21 protein-coding genes are annotated in these 21,512 nt (G+C 33.4%); 11 read left to right on the top strand and 10 right to left on the bottom strand.

What is annotated here, in order from left to right:
- Nucleotides 1–22: 22 nt before the first annotated feature.
- A complete protein-coding gene (locus H602_RS0110120) occupies nucleotides 23–706 on the top strand; it encodes a cell division ATP-binding protein FtsE (protein ID WP_026977889.1) in 684 nt (227 codons plus the stop codon).
- On the opposite strand, the gene H602_RS0110115 is transcribed toward H602_RS0110120, so the two are convergent.
- Both H602_RS0110115 and H602_RS0110110 read right to left on the bottom strand, forming a co-directional pair.
- Nucleotides 703–1,533, bottom strand: a complete 831-nt coding sequence (locus tag H602_RS0110115) for a 2OG-Fe(II) oxygenase (RefSeq protein ID WP_211224078.1) — start codon at nucleotides 1,531–1,533, stop codon at nucleotides 703–705. The genes H602_RS0110120 and H602_RS0110115 overlap by 4 nt on opposite strands.
- 6 nt (nucleotides 1,534–1,539) lie before the next feature.
- The gene (locus tag H602_RS0110110; protein WP_157505027.1) at nucleotides 1,540–2,703 is read right to left on the bottom strand and encodes a glycosyltransferase; all 1,164 of its coding nucleotides are present in this window, start codon (nucleotides 2,701–2,703) and stop codon (nucleotides 1,540–1,542) included.
- A 13-nt stretch (nucleotides 2,704–2,716) separates the two neighbouring features.
- Between H602_RS0110110 and H602_RS0110105 the strand changes: the two genes are divergently transcribed.
- Complete coding sequence (locus H602_RS0110105) at nucleotides 2,717–3,682, top strand: glycosyltransferase family 2 protein (RefSeq protein ID WP_051224366.1); 966 nt, start codon at nucleotides 2,717–2,719, stop codon at nucleotides 3,680–3,682.
- On the opposite strand, the gene H602_RS0110100 is transcribed toward H602_RS0110105, so the two are convergent.
- Both H602_RS0110100 and H602_RS0110095 read right to left on the bottom strand, forming a co-directional pair.
- A complete protein-coding gene (locus H602_RS0110100) occupies nucleotides 3,669–4,073 on the bottom strand; it encodes a sugar 3,4-ketoisomerase (RefSeq protein WP_026977885.1) in 405 nt (134 codons plus the stop codon). The genes H602_RS0110105 and H602_RS0110100 overlap by 14 nt on opposite strands.
- The gene (locus H602_RS0110095; protein ID WP_026977884.1) at nucleotides 4,070–4,909 is read right to left on the bottom strand and encodes a glycosyltransferase family 2 protein; all 840 of its coding nucleotides are present in this window, start codon (nucleotides 4,907–4,909) and stop codon (nucleotides 4,070–4,072) included. Before H602_RS0110095 ends, H602_RS0110100 begins: the two co-directional genes overlap by 4 nt.
- A gap of 44 nt (nucleotides 4,910–4,953) precedes the next feature.
- Here H602_RS0110095 and H602_RS0110090 point away from each other — a divergent pair, with 44 nt between their 5' ends.
- Nucleotides 4,954–5,859: a glycosyltransferase family 2 protein gene (locus H602_RS0110090; RefSeq protein ID WP_026977883.1), complete on the top strand. Its 906-nt coding sequence runs from the start codon at nucleotides 4,954–4,956 to the stop codon at nucleotides 5,857–5,859.
- A 6-nt stretch (nucleotides 5,860–5,865) separates the two neighbouring features.
- On the opposite strand, the gene H602_RS0110085 is transcribed toward H602_RS0110090, so the two are convergent.
- The 4 genes from H602_RS0110085 to H602_RS0110070 form a co-directional block, all read right to left on the bottom strand.
- Nucleotides 5,866–6,873: a glycosyltransferase family 2 protein gene (locus H602_RS0110085; protein WP_026977882.1), complete on the bottom strand. Its 1,008-nt coding sequence runs from the start codon at nucleotides 6,871–6,873 to the stop codon at nucleotides 5,866–5,868.
- Nucleotides 6,874–6,893: 20 nt separating this feature from the next.
- Nucleotides 6,894–8,108, bottom strand: a complete 1,215-nt coding sequence (locus tag H602_RS0110080; RefSeq protein ID WP_157505025.1) for an O-antigen translocase — start codon at nucleotides 8,106–8,108, stop codon at nucleotides 6,894–6,896.
- Between the two features lie 61 nt (nucleotides 8,109–8,169).
- Nucleotides 8,170–9,315, bottom strand: a complete 1,146-nt coding sequence (locus H602_RS0110075; protein WP_026977880.1) for a DegT/DnrJ/EryC1/StrS family aminotransferase — start codon at nucleotides 9,313–9,315, stop codon at nucleotides 8,170–8,172.
- The gene (locus tag H602_RS0110070) at nucleotides 9,312–10,283 is read right to left on the bottom strand and encodes a hypothetical protein (protein ID WP_026977879.1); all 972 of its coding nucleotides are present in this window, start codon (nucleotides 10,281–10,283) and stop codon (nucleotides 9,312–9,314) included. Before H602_RS0110070 ends, H602_RS0110075 begins: the two co-directional genes overlap by 4 nt.
- Nucleotides 10,284–10,425: 142 nt before the next feature.
- Between H602_RS0110070 and H602_RS0110065 the strand changes: the two genes are divergently transcribed.
- On the top strand, nucleotides 10,426–12,231 hold the full coding sequence (locus H602_RS0110065; protein WP_026977878.1) for a T9SS C-terminal target domain-containing protein: 1,806 nt from the start codon (nucleotides 10,426–10,428) through the stop codon (nucleotides 12,229–12,231).
- Here the strand turns inward: H602_RS0110065 and H602_RS0110060 are convergent.
- Together H602_RS0110060 and H602_RS0110055 are read right to left on the bottom strand one after the other, a co-directional pair.
- Nucleotides 12,228–12,830: a trimeric intracellular cation channel family protein gene (locus H602_RS0110060; protein ID WP_026977877.1), complete on the bottom strand. Its 603-nt coding sequence runs from the start codon at nucleotides 12,828–12,830 to the stop codon at nucleotides 12,228–12,230. The genes H602_RS0110065 and H602_RS0110060 overlap by 4 nt on opposite strands.
- A 29-nt stretch (nucleotides 12,831–12,859) precedes the next feature.
- Nucleotides 12,860–13,600, bottom strand: a complete 741-nt coding sequence (locus tag H602_RS0110055; protein ID WP_026977876.1) for an RDD family protein — start codon at nucleotides 13,598–13,600, stop codon at nucleotides 12,860–12,862.
- A 20-nt stretch (nucleotides 13,601–13,620) separates the two neighbouring features.
- Between H602_RS0110055 and H602_RS0110050 the strand changes: the two genes are divergently transcribed.
- The 7 genes from H602_RS0110050 (at nucleotide 13,621) to hemN (ending at nucleotide 21,449) form a co-directional block, all read left to right on the top strand.
- Nucleotides 13,621–14,598: a stage II sporulation protein M gene (locus H602_RS0110050; RefSeq protein ID WP_026977875.1), complete on the top strand. Its 978-nt coding sequence runs from the start codon at nucleotides 13,621–13,623 to the stop codon at nucleotides 14,596–14,598.
- Between the two features lie 6 nt (nucleotides 14,599–14,604).
- Nucleotides 14,605–15,348: a hypothetical protein gene (locus H602_RS0110045; RefSeq protein ID WP_026977874.1), complete on the top strand. Its 744-nt coding sequence runs from the start codon at nucleotides 14,605–14,607 to the stop codon at nucleotides 15,346–15,348.
- Nucleotides 15,348–16,547, top strand: a complete 1,200-nt coding sequence (locus tag H602_RS0110040; RefSeq protein ID WP_026977873.1) for a DUF4350 domain-containing protein — start codon at nucleotides 15,348–15,350, stop codon at nucleotides 16,545–16,547. Before H602_RS0110045 ends, H602_RS0110040 begins: the two co-directional genes overlap by 1 nt.
- Before the next feature lies 1 nt (nucleotide 16,548).
- Entirely contained in the window at nucleotides 16,549–17,556 is a 1,008-nt protein-coding gene (locus H602_RS0110035; protein ID WP_026977872.1) for an AAA family ATPase, read from the top strand.
- Nucleotides 17,557–17,583: 27 nt separating this feature from the next.
- A complete protein-coding gene (locus H602_RS0110030) occupies nucleotides 17,584–18,915 on the top strand; it encodes a DUF58 domain-containing protein (RefSeq protein WP_026977871.1) in 1,332 nt (443 codons plus the stop codon).
- A gap of 177 nt (nucleotides 18,916–19,092) precedes the next feature.
- Complete coding sequence (locus H602_RS0110025) at nucleotides 19,093–19,881, top strand: TrmH family RNA methyltransferase (RefSeq protein ID WP_026977870.1); 789 nt, start codon at nucleotides 19,093–19,095, stop codon at nucleotides 19,879–19,881.
- 203 nt (nucleotides 19,882–20,084) lie between these two features.
- Complete coding sequence (gene hemN / locus H602_RS0110020; protein ID WP_026977869.1) at nucleotides 20,085–21,449, top strand: oxygen-independent coproporphyrinogen III oxidase; 1,365 nt, start codon at nucleotides 20,085–20,087, stop codon at nucleotides 21,447–21,449.
- The last annotated feature ends 63 nt before the right edge of the window (nucleotides 21,450–21,512 follow it).

The raw sequence follows: 21,512 nt of genomic DNA, 5'->3' as shown, positions 1-21,512 counted from the left end.
CCACACTAAAATCAATTTTATCATGTCGCAAAACGTACTTTTTTTAAGAAATGTAAATGTCTACCAAGAAAAAAACATGATTCTTTCCAATGTGAATTTGGAAGTCAATCACGGTGAATTTATTTACATTATTGGTAAAACAGGTTCAGGAAAAAGTAGTTTAATGAAAACGCTTTATGCCGATTTGCCATTAAAAGAAGGCCAAGCAAGCATTGTAGATTATGATTTAGCGGCTTTAAAAGAAAGCGAAATCCCATATTTGCGTCGAAAAATTGGAATTGTATTTCAGGATTTTAAATTGCTTCCCGACCGTAGTATTAATGAAAATATGCTGTTTGTTTTGAAAGCAACAGGCTGGAAAGATAAGGTGGAGATGCAGCATAAAATTGATGAAGTTCTTGAAAAAGTGGACATGAAAGCATCTTCTTTTAAAATGCCACACCAATTATCTGGTGGCGAACAACAGCGTGTTGCTATAGCACGAGCTTTATTAAACGACCCCGAATTGATTTTGGCCGACGAGCCTACGGGAAATTTAGATCCGCAAACCAGTGTTGAAGTTATGGCAGTTTTACGTAAAATCAACGAAAATGGTAAGACTGTAATTATGGCAACGCACGACTATGCGATCATCATGAAATTTCCTGCAAAAACATTGAAATGCGAAAATGGGACTATTTTTGAAGTAATTCAAAGAGCAGTTTAGTTTTTTGCATCTTTTTTATAATAATGCGGATTTTCTTTTACTCCTTTTTTAAATATTTTGCGCAAGTTCATGCGCAACCAAGTATCGGTTTGCAGCATTAAATCCGTCATTTTATTTTCTGGCCGACCTCTAAAGGAAGTTACATGAAAGGTGTCCGAAGATTCTAATGGTTTTGTCGAAAAATAATAATTAGAAACGCAACATCTGAATCCTTCAAATACCACAGGTGAAACCGAATGCAATGATTGATTATGTGTTGCCATTACTGCTAATCTGTTGAATTTACTGTGAATTGTTACCTGTGGTTTATGTAAACCGTCCGGCCAAAGTTCTAAATTACCCCCGTTTTCTTTGTTCCAATCTGGAGTTACATAATAAAGTAAGTTCAAAACACGCCAGAGTTCCCTATCTTTATCGTGCGAATTATCCAAATGTGGATTCAAAAATTGCTTGTGCCCCATCATTGAAATTCCTCCCGCGTATAAATTTTCATCTGGAATCGCTTCTTCGATCTGACAAATTTCAGCAATTAGATCAACAATTCGTTTATCTTGAAAAGCGAAAATTAGTTCCTCGAGTAATGGATTATGCTTGTTCATCTGGGCAGCGACAAATTTATTTTCCCGAATGCTTTTCTTCAAAACCATTTCTTCGGGCTTTGGAAATATTTTCTGTATTGAATGCGCAATTTCATTTGGTAACAAATTATCTACGTAGAAATAGCCAATTTTATCTTTGGATTGTGAAAATTGCTTTTTTAAAATATCTTTTTCTTGATTCATCTTATCATAAATCAAAGATGCCATGTCATTTCTGTTCAATTCCATAATTACTTAAATTAAGTTGTTAATAATTGCCATTAAAGACGTTGCATTTACTTCATCGTTTAGCACACTATTCAATATTTTCTCCCTCTTATCAAAATCAACATAACTTGTCGTTCTTAAAACTGATATTTCTTTCTTAAAATCATCTTTGGAATTAGCCAAAACGCATAAATTTAAAATCCGTTCATCATCAATCATATTGCTGTTTATCAAACAATGTCGACTGTTATAAAGTGCATTAATGAGTTTTAATTTTGTGCCCGATTGTTGAAATGACAACATAATATTAATGTGTGCCAATGACAATAAATCTTTCAGATGTTCAAAATCTTTCATTTTTGTGAAATGTATATTTTCAACTCCTTTTATCAAATTTTCAACCCATTTTTGTCCATCACTTGCTACAATGATTAAATTATAATCGTCAATTTCTTTAAAAACTTCAATTAGGAAAAGCACTGCTTTTCTATTGTCAGCTGTTCTCAAATCACCATTATAAATTGCATATTCGCCAAATTCCGACAAGGATTTAACAACATTATTTCCGTGAAAAACAGGCGTGTAATAGGCGTTTTTATAGGTCGTATTTAAATAATTCGTTTCGTAGACGGACAACGTACTTAAGGCGTCAAACTTACTAATTAAGGATTCATAACGTTTGTACTTCAAACTTTCTATATAGAAAAGTGCTTTAAAAAAGAAATTAGATTCGCTTTTTGAAATTCCTAAAAAATACTGATGTTCAATATTGTGCAATCGCAATATGATTTTTTGCTTAAAATCAGTTTTATTTACTAAAAAAGTTGTTTTTAAGCTTTCAAAAATTATGGGAGCGTTACTTTTATTTAGATTCACAAGCAACTCCTTATCATCTCTATAACCAACAGAAAAAGGAATAATAGTAAAAAAACGTAACAAGGTTTTTCTGTTTTTATAAAAGTAGATTTTACTTACATATTGACTTAAAATCGATTCTTTTTCAGGCAATTGATTTACAAAACAGTGTAAATGAATGGTATATCCTAATTGATAAAGTGCTTTAATTTTATAAAACACCTCTATTACGCCACCATATTGGGGTGGAAAAGGATTATCAAAACTAACAATTTGTAGGCTTTTTTCTTGCATCATTATTGATTTCAAATGTACTACTTTTACAAGTATTGTCAAAAAATAAGTACATTTGGCAACAACAAAATTTGAGTACAAGCATATGCCTTTTTTCTCCGTCGTTATTCCGCTTTACAATAAAGAAAATTGGATTGAACACACATTAAATAGTGTTTTAAATCAAACCTTTGACGATTATGAAATAATTATTGTCAACGACGGATCTACGGATAGAAGTCAGGAAATCGTAATGCAATTTACTAACGCTAAAATCAAGTATTTTTCAAAAGAAAACCAAGGCGTTTCAGTTGCAAGAAATTTTGGAATTGAGAAAGCTACGGCGAACTATATTGCTTTTTTGGACGCAGATGATTTGTGGTTTCCCAATCATTTAGCACATTTAAGGGCTTTAATAGAAAAGGACCCAAATACTGGAATTTATGCTTCACGCTACCAACTGATTTTTAAAAACCAAAGTATTTATATTCCGCAATTCAAAGGTATTCCATTAGATTACAGTGGAATTGTAGCTGATTATTTTAAATCCAGTTTGCATTACGCCATCGCTACTTCCTCTTCTGTTGCGGTTTCAAAAGAAATTTTTAAAACGGTAGGTTTTTTCGACACCTCTGTTTCTGCTGGAGAAGATACCGATATGTGGATTCGGATTGCTTTAAAATATCCCGTAATTATTGGAGAATCCATAACCGCTTCTTATGTACATTCCGTAAAAAATAGTTTGTCAAAAAAATCGATTTTACAGAAAAAAATAAAAGCATTTGATTTTTATAGGGAAGATGAACTACGCAATCCAAGTTTAAAAAAGTACTTGGATTTATACAGAATGGAATATGCGTTACAGTATAAAATGGAAGGTAAACCGGAACTTGCACAAAAATTATTTAAAGATATTCACCCTAAAAACATTCCACTTAAAAGCAAAATACTGTTCTATACTCCTTCAAATATGCTAGTTTTATTGAAAAAAATCAAAATCTTTTTAAGAAATAACGGCATTGACTTTTCTATCTATCAATAGTAGATTTGTACGTCTTGAAGTCCTCAAACTCTCTAATGTAATCGTTTTCATCAAAAACGGCTGATGCAATTACCAAGCACACACTTCCCGAAGAAAAATTATTGAGTTCACGCCAAATTCCTGGATTGATGAGCAGGCCTTCATTAGGTTTATTTAACGTAATGCTTCTTTTTTCTCGTCCATCATTCAGCACCACATCAAAACTTCCGCTTAATGCGAGTAGAAATTGTTTTAAATTTTTATGAGCATGTCCTCCCCGTTCGGCACCACTGGGAACATCGTACAAATAATAAACCCGTTTCATTTCAAAAGGTAAAATATCACACTCAATGACCGACAAATTTCCACGAGGTTCTTCAATTTTTGGAATCGAAATTAGCGAAATATTCATAAACTATTGTTTTTAGCTATTGTAGAAATATATTTATTACGTCCTTCTTTTGCACAACCGAGTAAATTAAAAACTTCATTTACTTTAATTTTTTTTTGTTTTAGATCAAAAAACACTTTTATAAAAATCCAAATCTTGTGGTACTTTGGGAAAATGCGCTTGTAAAAAGCCCCTAAAATGAAATAGTTTTTTTCCGCGCTGTTTTTTAATATTGTTGTGATATTTTCATGTTGCACAATTGATTTATTAACAAAAAGAACCCTTTTCCCATCCCTTTTTAAATCCATTATAAAAACGGGTTCATCACCTAATTCAAAAGCTGCGTTGATGCCAAATCGTTCATCAAATTTAAATCTACTTGGATCAAAATTCTCTGTTTTTAATGTGATCTCTATAGTTCCACAATTTAGAATTGACATAGTGGAAATAGGATCCTGAACGTTATTTGCATACGGCTTTAACAATTCTGAATTACTTTTTTGCGCCTGAAATAAAATAGCATCCGGTGTATTGTTACTGTTGTAAGCGTCTACAATAATTTGGCATGTATCTTGAAAATATTCTACATCATCATCCGTAAAAACAACGATTTTACCTCTTGCATTCTGCAACGCTAAATTTCTGCTTTTTGCCACACCTTTTTCATACGAATTTACAATTCTAATATTATAAAAATCAGAATGTAGCAACATATCAGGTTGAGTCTGATTGACAATTAAAATAGAGGTCTTGGTTAAATCATACCCTTTAAATATAGCTTTTAAAAAATCTAACGACACTTTATTTTGCGTAGAAATTAAAAACTCTATATCAGCAATAATGTAAGGATCTTTCAATTAATTTTATATTTTAGCAAATATAATATTATTATTATTTATTCATGCAAAACAACCCATTAGTTACCGTCATCTGTCTTTGCTATAACCAAGGCCCCTACATTGTAGAAGCTTTAAATTCGGTAATTAATCAAACCCATAAAAATATTGAACTTATTATTGCAGACGATTTTAGTACCGATAATTCAGTTCAAGTGATTGAAAATTGGTTAAAAGAAAATCCTGCTATTCCTTTTATTAAAAACACTGAAAATTTAGGCAACACTAAAACCTTTAATAACGCTTTTAAAATTTCAAAAGGTGCATTTCTTATTGATCTAGCTGCAGATGATGTTTTGGTTCCTGATTGTATTTCCAAACAATTACAAGGTTTTAAAAATAGTAGCTTCAAAAATCTAGGATTTATTTATGGAAATGCAGCATTAATCTCAGAAGACAGCTCGTTTTTAAAGGATTACTTTAAAACGGATTCCAACAGAAAAAGAATCAATTTACAAGCAAATGGAGACATCTACATTGGCCTCTTAAGTGGAGAAAACACTTTGTGCTCGGTCAGTGCATTAGTTAAAAGAGAAGTTTTTATGCAATTAAATGGTTATGATGAAAATCTAGCTTATGAAGATTATGACTTTTGGATTAGAGCTTCACGAATTTACAACCTCGAATACATTGATGAAATCTTAATCAAAAAAAGGGTTTTAGAGAGTTCACTTTACAGTTTGTTTTTGAAAAAGAACAATAAGCGAACTAGAAAATTTAATTATTCAACTTATATAATTGTGGAAAAAATATTTCTATTAAACCGCAACAAAGCCGAATTTAAAGCAATGTTGAAAAAAATTCATTATGAAATGACAGTTGCATTTGACACTCGGGATTTTGGATTACTTTTTAAGTATGCCATCTTAGAATTGAAAGTCCGATTAAAGATTAAAACGACTAATCATTAACTTTAATTACGATTTTAGCTTTTTGTATATCCTAAAAATTTTAAACAAAACGGGTGACTTTACTACTAAAACAAAACCTAGATAATAAAACTTCAAATTCCGTATTACGTAGTTGAAGTTAGTATAATAAAAGTTAGTTTTAAAATTATTTTCTTTAAACTGATTCAAAAAAAGATTGACCTCATTTTTATCGTCTTCAGATTCAAAACAATATCTTTCATAAAGTATACGAAAATCCAAATACTGTTGCATCAAAACCAATTGATGCTTAAAAACTACTTCTTCATCAAAATTATTTTCTTTAAGCAATTTCAACAGCTTCCATGAAGTGTTTAAAACGTAAAAGTTTTTCTTAGAAAACGACTTTGTAATGGCATGTTCATTGTCTTGACGGTAGTAGAACAATCCACCGCTAAATACTATCTTATTACTTTTTAAAAATAATTTTCGTGTCACATATTCATCTGAATCAAAAGCGTCTTCTGGAAAAAATTCTGATTGTACTAAACTACTTTTGAACATTGCAAAACCATGAATAGTCCAATTTAAAGATGCATAACACGCCTCTTTTCCTTTTAATTGAATGTTTTTGTTGGAGTTTAAACCGATAATTTGTGCGTTGTCTTTATTACCTTCAAAATAAAATTCCATATCGGGAAGCACCGTATCCGCTGCAGTTTCTATTTGTCTCGACACCATTTTTTCAATTAAATCTGGCGAAAAAAGATCGTCCTGAGAACTGTAAAAAAAGAAAGCACCTTGAATTTTATGCATAATGTAATTCATTGATTTAGCTACAATTCCTCCATTCTCTTTGACAAAAACTTTAAATCTAGCATCCTTTTCAGCAAAATGATTTAAAATTTCTAAACTTCCATCTGTCGAAGAATCATCGACCAACAAAATTTCAATATTGGCGTACGTTTGCTGCTGAATCGACTGTAAAGTGTGTTCTAAATATTTTTCGCCATTGTAAACAGGAACAAAAACGGTTATCAATAAGTCATTAGTCATGTACTGAAAAAAATTAAATATTAAAATATCATTTTACGAAAATAGCACAATAAAATAATGAAATAGAGAAAATGCTCAATAGCTTGCGCAATCAAAACTCCTTGAACTCCAATAGTTTCGATGCAATATATACTTAAAAAATACAGAAACACAATTGATAAAACTTCGAATACAATATATGGTATAATTATCTTTTTTGCCAAAAACTGAAAGCCCAAAATCATTCCGCAGATTTTAAATAAGTCGCCTACCATTTGCCAAACAAATAGATCTGAAACAGGTAGGAACTCATCACTATAAAGTATTTTGAGAATCCAAAATCTAAAAATATAGATTGCAATGGAGCACAAAATAAATAGAGGAACAATAGTTTTATAAAAGCTTGCAAAAACTTTTTTTGTTTGAATTGCATTAGTAGCTTTTATCAATTGGGGATAAAAATAAAGACTAATGAGTGTACTGATAAAAATTAGATATAAGTTGGAAACCCGTGTCATTGCTTCCCAAAAACCAGCATCAATAAGTCCGACTCGTTCAATTAAAAACTTACGTATTTCAAGTGTCAAGTAAGGACTTAACAAAATGGACGGTAAGATCATAAAGGAGAATCCAGATAATTTTTTGATGATCGAGAAATCATACTGTTTTAAATTTATTCTTTTTAGTATCTGTAATTCCTTTGGCACATAAAAGAAAGTAACAGCAAAAAGAACTGCCGGACTTACCGCTATTGACAGTAGTGCTCCAAGTAATTCAAATTTGTAAATCAATAAAACTGTCAATAATAAAGCTAAAACATTACTTATAATCGTTGCGTAAATAAGTTTACTGTACTTTCCTAAACCATTGATAATACTCACAAAAAGTACCGACACAACGCTAAATGGTAACACAGCTGCTACAACCTTAAATACAATTTGAAATTCTAAATTACTTCCAAATATTTTTGCGCAAAGTACATCTGAATATAAATATAATACACAACTTATTATACTAGATAATACTAAGAAAGTAACTAATATGGTTGTAATAATTTGATTCAGTTGCTTTTCGTTATTTTCATTTTCACCTACATATTTTACAATGCCGGACGGAAATGCTAGCGTAGAAAAGCCTTCTAGAGTTGTAATGAAATTCCTAAAATTACCAATGTAAGCCATTCCACTTGGCCCTACAAAAATTGCAATCATTTTCGAGGTAATCAATCCTGTACCCATTTTGATCAAAACGCTCACACTGTTTAAAGATGAGATCTTGAATAACTGTGATTGCAGTATTTTTTTTATAAAATTCAAATTAATATTGGTTTATAATTTGAATGATTTGTGCCACTTCTTCATCCCTCAAAACAGGACTCATTGGCAAAGAAAGTACTTGATCGTGCATTTTTTCAGTTATTGGAAAAGAAAGATGATTCAATTCTTTTAACGCTTTTTGTTTATGCGGCGGAATTGGATAATGAATTTGCGTTTGGATGCTATTTTTAGCTAAATATTCTTGCAATTCATTGCGGTTTCTGGTGCGAATTACAAACAAATGAAACACATGATTAGTCGAATTATCATAAAAAGGCAATGTGATTTTATCGTTTTTTATTTCTGCTAAATACTTCTTTGCGATATCAACTCGTCGCTCATTTTCTGAATCTAAATTAGGCAATTTTACATTTAAAAAAGCTGCTTGAAGCTCGTCTAATCTAGAATTCACACCAATAAAATCATTATGGTATTTCACTTCTGAACCGTAGTTTCGAAGTGAAAATAGTACGTTCGCTAAATCAAGATCATTGGTGGTAATTGCTCCTCCATCACCAAGTGCTCCTAAATTTTTAGAAGGATAAAAGCTGTAGGCACTTGCTTGTTGTAGGTTATAAGTTCTAGGTTCTAGGTTTTGAGTGTTGGAATTTGAAATTTGGAGTTTATTTTCTGGGATTTCACTTTTTGCTCCATGTGCTTGTGCAGCATCTTCGACAACTATTAAACTATGTTGGTTTGCAAAATCATTAATTTTATTCATATCCGCCAATTGACCGTATAAATGCACCACCAAAATTGCTTTTGTTTTAGAAGTGATTTTTTCAGCTAATAAATTGGGATCTAAATTGAACGTCTTCTCGTCCGGCTCTACTAAAACGGGAATTAAATCGGCTTGTAAAATCGCTAAAATACTTGCAATATACGTATTTGCAGGAACGATAATTTCATCTCCTTTTTGGAGTTTTCCCAATTCAATGTAGGCTTTAAAAATTAATATCAAAGCATCCAACCCATTTCCTACTCCAATGCAAAATTTTGTGCCGCAATAATCCGCAAAATGGTTCTCAAACTTTTCCACTTCGTTTCCTAAAATGTACCAACCTTTATCCAAAACTGATTTTAATTTTGCTTGAAAAAGTGCTTCGTAGGGTTGGTTTATTTTATGTAAATCTAAAAATTGAATCATAGTACTACGTTTTCTAAAAGACCATAATTAGCTGTATTTACTTCATAAAAATCTTGGGAAATAATGTGTGCTCCAAAACTTTCTTTCCAAAAAGACAAACCTCCATTTAAGGTTTTACCTTCATTACTATTCGAAATTCCAAAATCAAAGATTTCTTTATGGCTAAAGATATTTGTGAGTAAATGATGGTATAAAAAATCTACACTGCCCAATTTACCTTTATCATTATTTCCTGAAATATATTGAGCATGAGCTACATTTTTGGTTTCAAAAATAGTAGTTCCAGCAACCAGTTTATCATAATGATATACATTAAATTGCCTTATATTATCTGGAAATTTCTGATGTAAATACTGTATTTCTTCTAATGTATGCACAGGTTTAGCTTGATGCATTTCTGCAAGATTCGGAATCAAAATTTGGTTCCAAAAGGCATGAAATTCAGTCTCTTCTTTAATGATCAATTTTTGCTTTATCGCTTTTGCAACACCTTCCATTCGTCCTTTTGTAATAGAAATTCCCTTCTGCAATTCAATAATAGCATGTGTATCTCTCCGAATCAGTTTAGCTTCTGTCAAAAAAAGTGCGTAATTCAACTCGTCTGAAGGATAATCAGTGTAAAAAGAGGGTGTTAATTTTACCTGAAATTTGCTAATTTCATTCTGCTTCAAGAATTCCAAAATATATTTAAAAATAGTAAGCACTGTTGCTAATTTTGTCTTTTTATCATAAACTAAACCTCCATACGAAAGTCCTTGATGCGAAAAAACCTGATTATTTGAAAAATTGGCTGGCAGAACGGCAACACATTTACTACCATCCTCGATGATTAAAGAATAATCTACAAATCGATCTTCATGATACTCCATAAAATTACGATGGAACAGAAAAGTGGCGTTCTTTGCTTGATCAATAAAAGCATTCCAAGAATCAAAATCATTTTTTTGGTACAACCGAACAGTATACATATTCAAAAGGCTACATTTAATGGGGAAAATTACTGATTTTTTTAGGAATAGCCACCAATAGCAATTGAAAAATCACTAAAATTGATGCGAATGATTTTGACAAAAAAAGCTATCTTTAAACTTTTAAATCCACATTTATTCTGTGAAAACTACTCTTTGGCTGTTTTATTGTATCCTATTTTGGCTTACCAATGCAAATTGCGTTGGTCAAGACGTGGCTCTTTGGCAGCAATTTAATGGCCGTTATGACTTTACAGTAGTAGGAAATACGTTAAATACCGTTTCTGGAAATAACCTCAATAACTTATGCACAATCCTCAATACTTCGGCTGCAAGCTTGACGTTGCAAGATAATGATCAAGTAGAAAAGGCTTTTATCTATTGGGCTGGATCAGGAACAGGAGATTTTGAAATTAAACTGAACGGTCAACTTGTAAATTCCGAACGAAACTTTCCGCTTTTTAGAAATAACTTAGATTACTTTTCTGCTTATGCGGATGTCACAAATATCATTAAAGCCAATGGAAATGGACTTTACACGGTTTCCGAATTGGATTTACAACCTTTCATTACAGGCTCAGGTTATTGTCAAAACAGAACGAATTTTGGCGGTTGGGCGATTTTAATTGTTTACAAAAATAATGCTTTACCAGTAAACCAGCTCAATGTTTATGACGGACTTCAGGCGGTATCGCAAGCACAAAACACCTTGACTTTGACGCTAAACAATATGAATGTGGTGGACAATCTGGGTGCAAAACTGGGCTTTATCGCTTGGGAAGGCGATGCAGATTTAGCGAATGAAGAGACGTTTAAATTCAACGGTTTCGACCTGACTAATGCTATCAATCCGCTAAATAATGCGTTTAACAGCACCAATAGTTTTACCGGCTCTGATCAATTGTATAATATGGATTTGGACGTTTATGACATTGAAGATTTTATAGAAGTGAGCAATCCTACAGCAACTATTGAGTTGGTTTCCCTGCAAGATTTTGTGATGATCTCTACCGTAATTTCAAAATTAAACAACCAACTTCCAGACGCCACCATTACATTTGAATCCCCTGAAATTCAATGCAATTCGCGCGTACTTTCTGTACCGTATACGGTTTTCAATACCAACAGTACCGATCAATTGCCGTCCGGAATTCCAGTTAGTATTTTTGCTAATACCACTTATGTCACTACATTTCTTACCCAAAATTCAATTCCAATTGACGGCTTTGAAAGTGGCATTATTTCCATTACAATTCCCGAAAACCTGCCGCTCGACTTTGAATTGAAATTCATAGTAGATCAAACTGAGAATGGTGTCGGAATTCAAAAAGAATTGGATGAAAATAATAACGATTTTTCACAACCTATTGTACTTTTTTCTGGACCAGCAACGCCAACATTGGAAACGCTGAAAACTTGTAATTTACTTTTGGGTCGAGGGATTTTTGACTTATCTATCTATGAAGACATTGTAAAGATGAATCCCACAGATGAAGTTACCTTTTACAATAATGCCGCTGATGCCAATGCACAAGAAAATCCCATCGTAGACCTGACATCGTATGAAACGTTTTCTTCGCCACAGCAAATAGTAATTCGCGTAAATACCGAATTTTGTTTCAACATCGTGCCCTTTTATTTAGAAATAAAAAATTGTCCGCCTAAAATATACAATTTGGTTACGGCAAATAATGATGGTTCCAACGATACTTTTTTTATAGAAGGATTGCGTGATATTTTTATGGATTTCAAATTGGAAATTTACAACCGTTGGGGAAATTTAGTGTGGGAAGGAAATAATCAAACTGAGGATTGGAATGGATTTGCCAATAAAGGCCCGAGAATTATGGGAGATAAAGTAACTCCTGGTACCTATTATTATATCTTACATTTAAACGACCGCGATTATTCAAAGGCAATGACTGGATTTATTCACGTTACAAATTAAGCTTTATGTAGTGTAGGCAAGTACCACTTGTATTTTACAGCAAAGAGTCGCATGCTAATCATAACAGAGGATGTGATGATGTATAAAACGTCTTGATTCAAATTGATTTCTTTAAGTGCAAAAAACACAATTCCACCGAAAATACAAATCGTAGCATAAATTTCACGGCGAAAAATCACAGGTATTTCATTGCATAAAATATCCCGAATGACACCTCCAAAACATGCAGTCATTGTTCCCAAAGCAATACAAATTACGGGATGCAGTCCAAAAATGATTCCTCTTTCAAGTCCTATTAATGTAAAAACACCCAAACCAATGGTGTCAAATAAAAATAGAGATTTTCTAAAACGGTCTAATTTCTTTCGAAAAATTATGGCCAATATAAAACCAAAAATTATCAAGTAAACGTACCGCAAATCTAACATCCAACTGACTGGTGTCCTTCCAATCATGATGTCGCGCAATGTTCCTCCACCAACTGCCGTAACAAACGCAATGATGAACACGCCAAATGGATCCAGCTTTTTATTGATTGCCGTTAAAGCACCAGACAAAGCAAAAGCAACGGTTCCTATGAAATCGAGAAGAGAAAAAATGGTCATCTTTGAAATGGTTTTAAGTGAAACTACATGCTTTGCGTATAATAATTGTAGTCCTTCATTATCGTATTGATAAAATCAACATGATTACCACTTTGATTTTTAATTCCTGTAACAGATTCAATCTTTTCAGTCAATTTAGCTAGTAATTCTAAGTCATTTCCTGCTTTCGCACGGATAAAGTTTTCTTTAATGATTCGAACATCATTGTCAGACAGTTTAATTACTAAAGAATAAATGGGTTTATAATCGTCATTGATTTCTTCTAAAATTGTACTTGAGATATTTATATTATTTCGCAAAGTAATTACTGAAGTTCCCGCTGCCATATCGCCAAGACGCTGGGCTTTCTTGTTCATAATGATAGAAATAAAACCAATAACGCCGCTGCTGATGACAATATCAATCATCCGAAACAACCACCGAATTAAATAATCGCCAAAGCTCGCTTGATAACCTTCAATTTTAACCACTTTTATCCGAACTATTTTTTTTCCTAAGCTTTGGCCTTCAAAAAAGGTTTCAAAAAGCAAGCTGTAAAACATCACCGGTAAAAAAACAAGAGATTGAATTGCCATTTGAGACCAACCGTCCATACGGTCCACAAAACTTGAAAAGCCGGTGTAAGCCATCAACAAAAAGACACTGATTAAATAGGCGATTATGATGAGTAAATCAATGCCAAATGCGAGTAATCTATGGCCAATGGAAGCGGCTGTAAAATTAATAGTTACATTTTGGGTCGTATTGATGGATAATTCTGACATATTTTATAATTTAGCCTACGATGAGAGAAGTTGCCTTCATAAAACAAAACAAAGAAAAATGGCTCGATTTTGAAGCCGCAATTTTCGGTAAAGCTAAAAAAAATCCTGATGAAATTGCAGGCTTATACATACATTTAATCAATGATTTATCGTATGCACAAACGTATTACCCTAAAAGTAAGACCGTTGTCTACCTTAATTATTTAGCTTCGCAAATTTACCAACGCATTTATAAAACTAAAAGACAAGAAAAAAACCGACTCTTGTACTTTTTTTCTGAGGAAGTGCCACTATTGCTCTTTCAATACAGACGCCATGTTTTGTACGCCTTTTTATTATTTTTCATGTCGGTTGGCATTGGAGTTTTGTCGGCCAGGTATGATGATGACGTTACAAGACTGATTTTGGGCGATACTTATGTCAATACAACTTTAGAAAATATTAAAGATGGAAATCCAGTTGCCATTTATAAAACAGGTTCTAATTGGGGCGGATTTATCGGAATTACAATTAATAATTTACGAGTGGGTGCCTATTGTTTTATCATGGGGATTTTTGGCGGGATAGGAACATTCTATGTTTTATTTAAGAACTGCTTAATGCTTGGTGCTTTTCAATATTTTTTCTACCAAGAAGGTGTTTTTTGGGAAAGCGTTCAAGGAATTTGGATTCACGGTTCCATGGAGATTTTCGCCATCGTAATTGAATCGGCGGCCGGATTTATTTTAGGTGCTTCCATTTTATTTCCGCAAACTTTTTCTCGTATGAATTCGTTAAAAATTGGGTTTAGAAATAGTTTTAAAATCTTTTTAAGTACCATTCCTTTTACTATTGCAGCAGGATTTCTGGAAGGATTTGTAACCCGTTATTCACTTGAAATGCCCAATTGGATGAATGTTTTTATCATTTTAACCACCTTGTCGCTCATTTCATTTTACTATCTGATTTTCCCTCATATTGTTGCCAAAAAATATAATTCTATTCCTAAAATCGTTTAAGCTGCTTTGAAAAAATTTGTCCTTATCCTTTTATTTTTTAGCATAATTCCACTTTGGAGTCAGTCTACACCTGCGTCAAAAATTACGACAGATTCCACTGCAGTTGCAATTGACACGTCGGATGTTGTTCCGGTTTATTTTAAAGAAAATTTTAAGGAAAATTATAATGGAACCGCATTTAAGTACGAAGAAGCAGCTCCTGTAAAATCAATTTGGGAACGCTTTAAAGAATGGTTTTCCGAGTGGCTGAACCGTACGTTTGATGTACAAGACAGTGCAAGAGCCATGACAATTTTGGACTATGCCATCAATACGATTGCAGTTTTACTAATTTTAGTGGTTATTTATCTTATTGTCAAAGCAATTCTTAATAAGGAAGGCACGTGGATTTTTGGATCAAAATCCGATGCGAATTTAATTCGCTACGACGAAATTGAGAAGAATTTACATTTAGTGGATTTTGAAAAATTAATCAAACAAAGCATACAATCAGGAGAACACCGTTTAACTATTCGGTATTACTACTTATTTGTATTGAAAAAAATGTCTGAAAAGGAACTCATCGAATGGGATGTGGAAAAAACCAATTCCGACTACCTTTATGAAATAAAATCACCGCAATTGAAAGCCAATTTTGAATACTTGTCCTACTTATATAATTACATTTGGTACGGAGAATTTGAATTGACTGCAACAGAATTTGAAAAAGCAAAAAAAGCGTTTGACACCACAATTCAAAGCATTTATTAATGGATAAGTCGATAAGAACCTACTTGATTTTCTTGGTAATTGTGCTAGTTAGCATTGCTGCCCTAGATTCTACGGCGCCAAAACCCATCAATTGGACGCCCACTTATTCCATAAACGACAAAATTCCGTTTGGACTTTATGTGTTCAACAAAGAATTGCATTCGCTTTTAAAACCGGATACATTAAACACTGTAAACGTAACACCTTACGAGTATTTTGACGATTTATACAACTACGACACTTTAGTAGCTACATACAAAACATCAGGTACTTTTGTGTCCATCAGTGAAACATCCACTTTTGATACTGAATCGGTAAAGGAACTGCTTTATTTTGCCAGTCATGGAAATACGGTTTTCTTGAGTATGCAATCGCTTCCGCAAATGCTGGTGGACAGTCTTAAATTCAATTTTAATTCCAATTTTGAAATAAATCCTACCACAGCTGTTTGGCTTGCCAATGAAAAATTAGGTGTTGAAAAATATAATTTAACAGAAGGTTTAGGGACCAATTATTTCTCGGAAATTGATACCGTATCCACCACCATTTTAGGTTATCAAGGTGATGATGAAGCTTACGCCAATTTTATAAAAGTACCGTACCACCAAGGTTATTTCTACTTGCATTTGCAACCCACTGCATTTACAAATTATCATTTATTGAAAAACAACCACTTTCAATATGCCGAAAAGGTTCTGTCTTACCTTCCGCAAGGAACTATTTATTGGTACACACGAGATTTACGCGAAGGCTATATTTCGCAAAATCCGATGCGATTTATATTTAGTCAGCCTGCCTTAAAAAATGCTTGGTACTTGTTTCTATTGGGAATGTTAGTCTTTATCGTGTTCAATGCCAAAAGAAAACAACGCATCGTTCCCATCGTGGAACCTTTAGCAAATACTACTGTAGAATTTACCAAAACCATTGGAAATCTATATTTTCAAGAAGGCAATCATCCTACTATTATTGATAAAAAAATCATTTATTTGTTGGATAAAATACGACGTGAATTTTTGTTAGATACTACAACTCTTGACGATAAATTTGTACAGAAGCTCCAACAAAAAACAGGCAAAAATGCCGAAGACTTAAAACAATTGTTCTACAAAATCAATGAACACCGCAAGGGAAATTATAGAAGTGTGGAAAATGATTTGGTTGAAATTAATACATTAATTGAAAAAATATTTAGCTAAGATGGACGAAATAAATCAAGATACCGCAGCAAACGAAAATGTGAATTTTCAATCACGATTGGATTTAACGGCATTGCAAAACAGCATTACAGCAATGAAAGCCGAACTAAATACAGTAATTGTAGGTCAAGAAAAAATGATTGACCAGTTACTTGTGGCATTTTTATCTAACGGACACATTTTACTGGAAGGTGTTCCTGGAGTTGCCAAAACAATTACCGCAAAACTTTTGGCACAGACGATGGATATTGGCTTCAGCCGAATTCAGTTTACACCCGATTTAATGCCATCGGATATTTTAGGAACAAGTGTTTTTGATTTAAAAACATCCGAATTTACCTTTAAAAAAGGACCGATTTTTTCAAACTTAATTTTAATTGACGAAATCAACCGAGCTCCTGCCAAAACACAAGCGGCCTTGTTTGAAGTCATGGAAGAACGTCAAATCACGATGGACGGAACAACTTATATTTTGGACAAACCTTTTTTAGTAATTGCCACCCAAAATCCAATTGAACAAGAAGGAACGTACCGTTTGCCTGAAGCGCAATTGGACCGTTTTCTATTCAAGATTATAATTGATTATCCAAAATTGGATGAGGAAGTGATTATTTTGCAGCGCGAACATTCATTGCAAAACAATAATAAACTCCAAAATATTAAGAAAATCATTACCGCTCAAATTATTGAAACGTATCAAACTTTGGTGAAGCAAATCGTAGTGGAGCAACATTTACTCGAATACATTGCCAAAATTGTTATCAATACGAGAGAAAATGCCTTCTTATATTTAGGTGCCTCACCTCGTGCTTCTATCGCAATATTGAATGCGGCAAAAGGTTTTGCGGCTTTGCGTGGTCGTGATTTTGTAACGCCTGAAGACATTAAAGAAGCTGCAATTCCTGTTTTACAACACCGTGTGATGGTTACTCCAGAACGCGAAATGGAAGGAATTACAAGTGTTGAAATCATCAAGCAAATCATTGAAGCTGTAGAAATTCCAAGATAAAACAATTATCATTTTAGCCCATAAAATTTGAACTTTTTTAAAAAACTATACCTCAATAATTTATTTTTCTATTTGCTTTTGGGCAATATAGCGCTGTTTGTCGTGGCTTTCTTTTTCCCAAGACTGTATAAAATTTCGTGGATTGCTTTTTTAATACTAATGGTATTTCTACTGATTGACATTGTAATTTTATTCTTTGCTAAAAAAGGAATTGAAGCCAGCCGAATTATGGCTGAAAAACTATCCAACGGCGACGAAAATGCAATTAATGTAAGTATCAAAAACTTTTATACTTTCCCTGTTTCTGCAAGTATTATTGATGAGATTCCGTTTCAGTTTCAAGTCCGAAATTTCAATATTATTCGAAAAATAAAAGCTTCATCGCAAGACGAAATCAGTTATTACCTCCGTCCAACAGAACGTGGTGAGTACTTCTTTGGAAACTTAAACATTTACATCAGTTCTCCCCTATTACTGATTTCGCGACGTTTTTCTTTTGATAAGTACCAAATGGTACCGGTTTATCCGTCGTACATCCAATTGCGAAAGTATGATTTGATGGCTTTTTCCAACTCGCTGTTTCAATACGGTTTCAAGAAAATCCGTAGAATTGGTCATACGATGGAGTTTGAGCAAATTAAAGAATACATTCCCGGAGACGACATCAGAACGCTGAATTGGAAAGCCACTGCGAAAAAAAACGCGTTGATGGTGAATCAATTTCAAGATGAAAAATCGCAATCTGTTTATATGGTAATTGATAAAGGACGTTTGATGAAAATGCCTTTCAATGGATTGAGTTTATTGGATTATGCCATTAATGCTACGTTGGTTTTGTCCAATGTAATTCTGAAAAAACAAGACAAAGCAGGTGTGTTTTCGTTTTCTAAAAAGGTAGAGAATCGCGTGGTTGCCGAAAAGCGTTCGTCTCAAATGCAACTGATTTTAGAGAATTTATACAACATCAAAACCGATTTCTACGAAAGTGATTTTTCCAGATTGTACGTCGATTGTAAACAAAATTTGAAGCAACGAAGTTTAGTAGTTTTGTACACTAATTTTGAAACTGTAGATGGCTTACACCGTCAATTGCCCTACTTAAAAGGAATTGCAAAAAACCATTTATTAGTAGTTGTCTTTTTTAACAATACAGAGTTGGAAGACTTGATTCAGAAAAAAGCCGAGAACGTACAAGAAATCTACGATAAAGTAATTGCAGAGAAATTTGCTTTTGAAAAACGTTTGATTGTAAACGAACTCAAGAAATACGGTATTTATTCGGTGCTTACCGACCCTGAAAATCTGACTCTGGATACGATTAATAAATATTTAGAAATAAAAGCAAGAGGGATTTTGTAGGTTTTGCCACAGATTAGAAGGATTTAAAAGATTTTTTATTTACAGTTTTAAATCTGTGCCAATCATTCTAACCCGTGGCATCAATAAATTATATATTTGCAATAATTAATTGCAAATTACTTTTTTACTTTGCGTAAAACCTAGCGAACCTTGCGGTTAAATTTATACAACTACACAATGAAACAAATAACTTCCTCTCAAAATCCCTACATAAAATCACTCGTTCAACTGCAAGACAAAGCCAAAACGCGAAAGCAAACCGGCACGTTTATCATTGAAGGAAAACGCGAAATTGAGCTCGCTTTAAAAGGTGGATATGAATTGGAAACCATTTTATTTGTTCCTGACTTTATTAGTGAAAAAGCGCTTTCAGAGTTGAAAATTACTTCTGCAGAGAAGATTGAGATAAGTAAAGACGTATACCAAAAACTCGCTTATAGAGATACTACCGAAGGTATTTTGGCTATAGCAAAAACCAAATCACTTTCTTTAAAAGACTTGAAACTATCAGAAAATCCGCTGATATTAATTGGCGAAAGCCTGGAGAAACCCGGAAATGTAGGTGCCATTTTAAGAACAGCCGATGCTGCAAATGTCGACGCCGTTATTATTGCCAATCCGAAGAGTGATTTATACAACCCAAATGTCGTTCGTTCGAGTGTGGGCTGCTTGTTTACCAATCAAATTGCAACGGGTTCTACAGAAGAAGTGATTGCGTTTTTGAAGGAAAATAACATTAATTTTTACAGTGCGACGTTGCAAAACTCCACTTCGTATCATACCCAAGATTATACGAAACCGACGGCACTTGTTGTTGGAACAGAAGCTACGGGACTCACAAAACCTTGGCGTGATGAAGCCACTCAAAACATCATCATCCCCATGCAAGGTGAAATTGATTCAATGAACGTTTCAGTTGCCGCTGCAATTTTACTTTTTGAAGCCAAAAGACAACGCGGTTTTTAGATATGACATTTATCATTTGTAAGTAGAAGCTATACCATTAATTTTGAATTTCAAATTCGATGGTCTATAAAAATACATATTTGTTTTTTTTTTCGCCACAGATTACAATGATTAAAAAGATTTAATTTGTTTTATCTGTGGAAATCTTAAAAATCAGTGGCAAAATTATTTGTATTAGACGAAAAATAAAGAAATTAAAGTCTATGAAAACTTCACTAATTCAAAAATACAACGTTCCAGGGCCACGATATACAAGTTATCCAACCGTTCCCTATTGGGAAGAAGATACCTTTTCGCACGACTTGTGGTTGGAAAGTGTTCGTAAATCATTTACGCAAAGTAATTCTGCCGAGGGAATAAGTTTATACATTCACTTGCCTTTTTGCGAAAGCTTGTGTACTTTTTGTGGTTGCTTCAAACGCATTACCAAAAACCACGCGGTTGAAGATCCTTATATCAAAGCACTTTTAAAAGAATGGCGTTTGTATTCGGAGCTTTTTGACGAAAAACCTGTTATTAAAGAAATCCATTTAGGCGGTGGAACGCCCACATTTTTCTCAAGCAATAATTTGCAAGATTTAATCAACGGAATTTTTGCTTTAGCAAATAAACATCCGGGTTGTGAAATGAGTTTTGAAGGGCATCCCAACAATACCACTCGAGAGCATTTGCAAAGTTTGTATAATGTAGGTTTTAGACGGGTGAGTTTTGGCGTACAGTCGTATTCTGAAACTGTTCAGAAAGCAATTAACAGAATTCAGCCGTTTGAAAATGTGGCAAAAGTGACGTATTTGGCACGAGAAATTGGCTATACTTCCATCAGTCACGACTTGATTTACGGACTTCCATTTCAAACTATAGAAGATATTTACGATACGATTGAGAAAACAAAATCATTATTTCCCGACCGATTGGCATTTTATAGTTATGCTCATGTGCCTTGGATTAAAGGAAACGGACAACGTGGTTTTAAGGATGAAGATCTACCAAAAGATGATGCAAAACGCGAAATGTATGAAGAAGGAAAACGAAAATTGGACGAAAGTGGTTATCTTGAAATTGGGATGGATCATTTTGCAGTACCGCAGGATGCTATGACCATAGCCTTCCAAGAAGGAAATTTACACCGAAACTTCATGGGGTATAGCGCTTCTAAAACCCAACTGATGATTGGTTTAGGCGTTTCGGCAATTAGCGACAGTTGGTTTGGTTTTGGTCAAAATGTGAAGAGTTTTGATGATTACTATCAAATGTTGGAATGGGACAAGATTCCCGTAAACAAAGGTCACATTTTAACCGAAGAAGATTTAAAAATACGTCAACATATTTTGAATATCACGTGTAAGTTTCACACAACTTGGAGTACAGACGCCACTTATTTTGATGAAATTTACGAAGTTTTACCTCAACTCAAAGAGTTTGAAGAAGACGGATTGCTTGAATTTATCATTGATGGCGTACAAGTTACCGAGAAGGGAAAAGCCTTTGTGCGAAACATTTGTATGGCTTTTGACATGCGATTGCAACGAAAAGCGCCGGAAAGACAGTTGTTTTCGATGACGGTTTAAAACATTACTATTATTTTTGAACCATTAAGATATTAAGTTTTGTCTTAATTTTTTTAAAACCTT

Origin of the sequence: Flavobacterium tegetincola DSM 22377 (assembly GCF_000425485.1) — a bacterium.
Taxonomy (GTDB): Bacteria; Bacteroidota; Bacteroidia; order Flavobacteriales; family Flavobacteriaceae; genus Flavobacterium; species Flavobacterium tegetincola.
The sequence above is the reverse complement of the archived record's forward strand: the minus strand, read 5'-3'. Positions and strand labels throughout refer to the sequence as shown.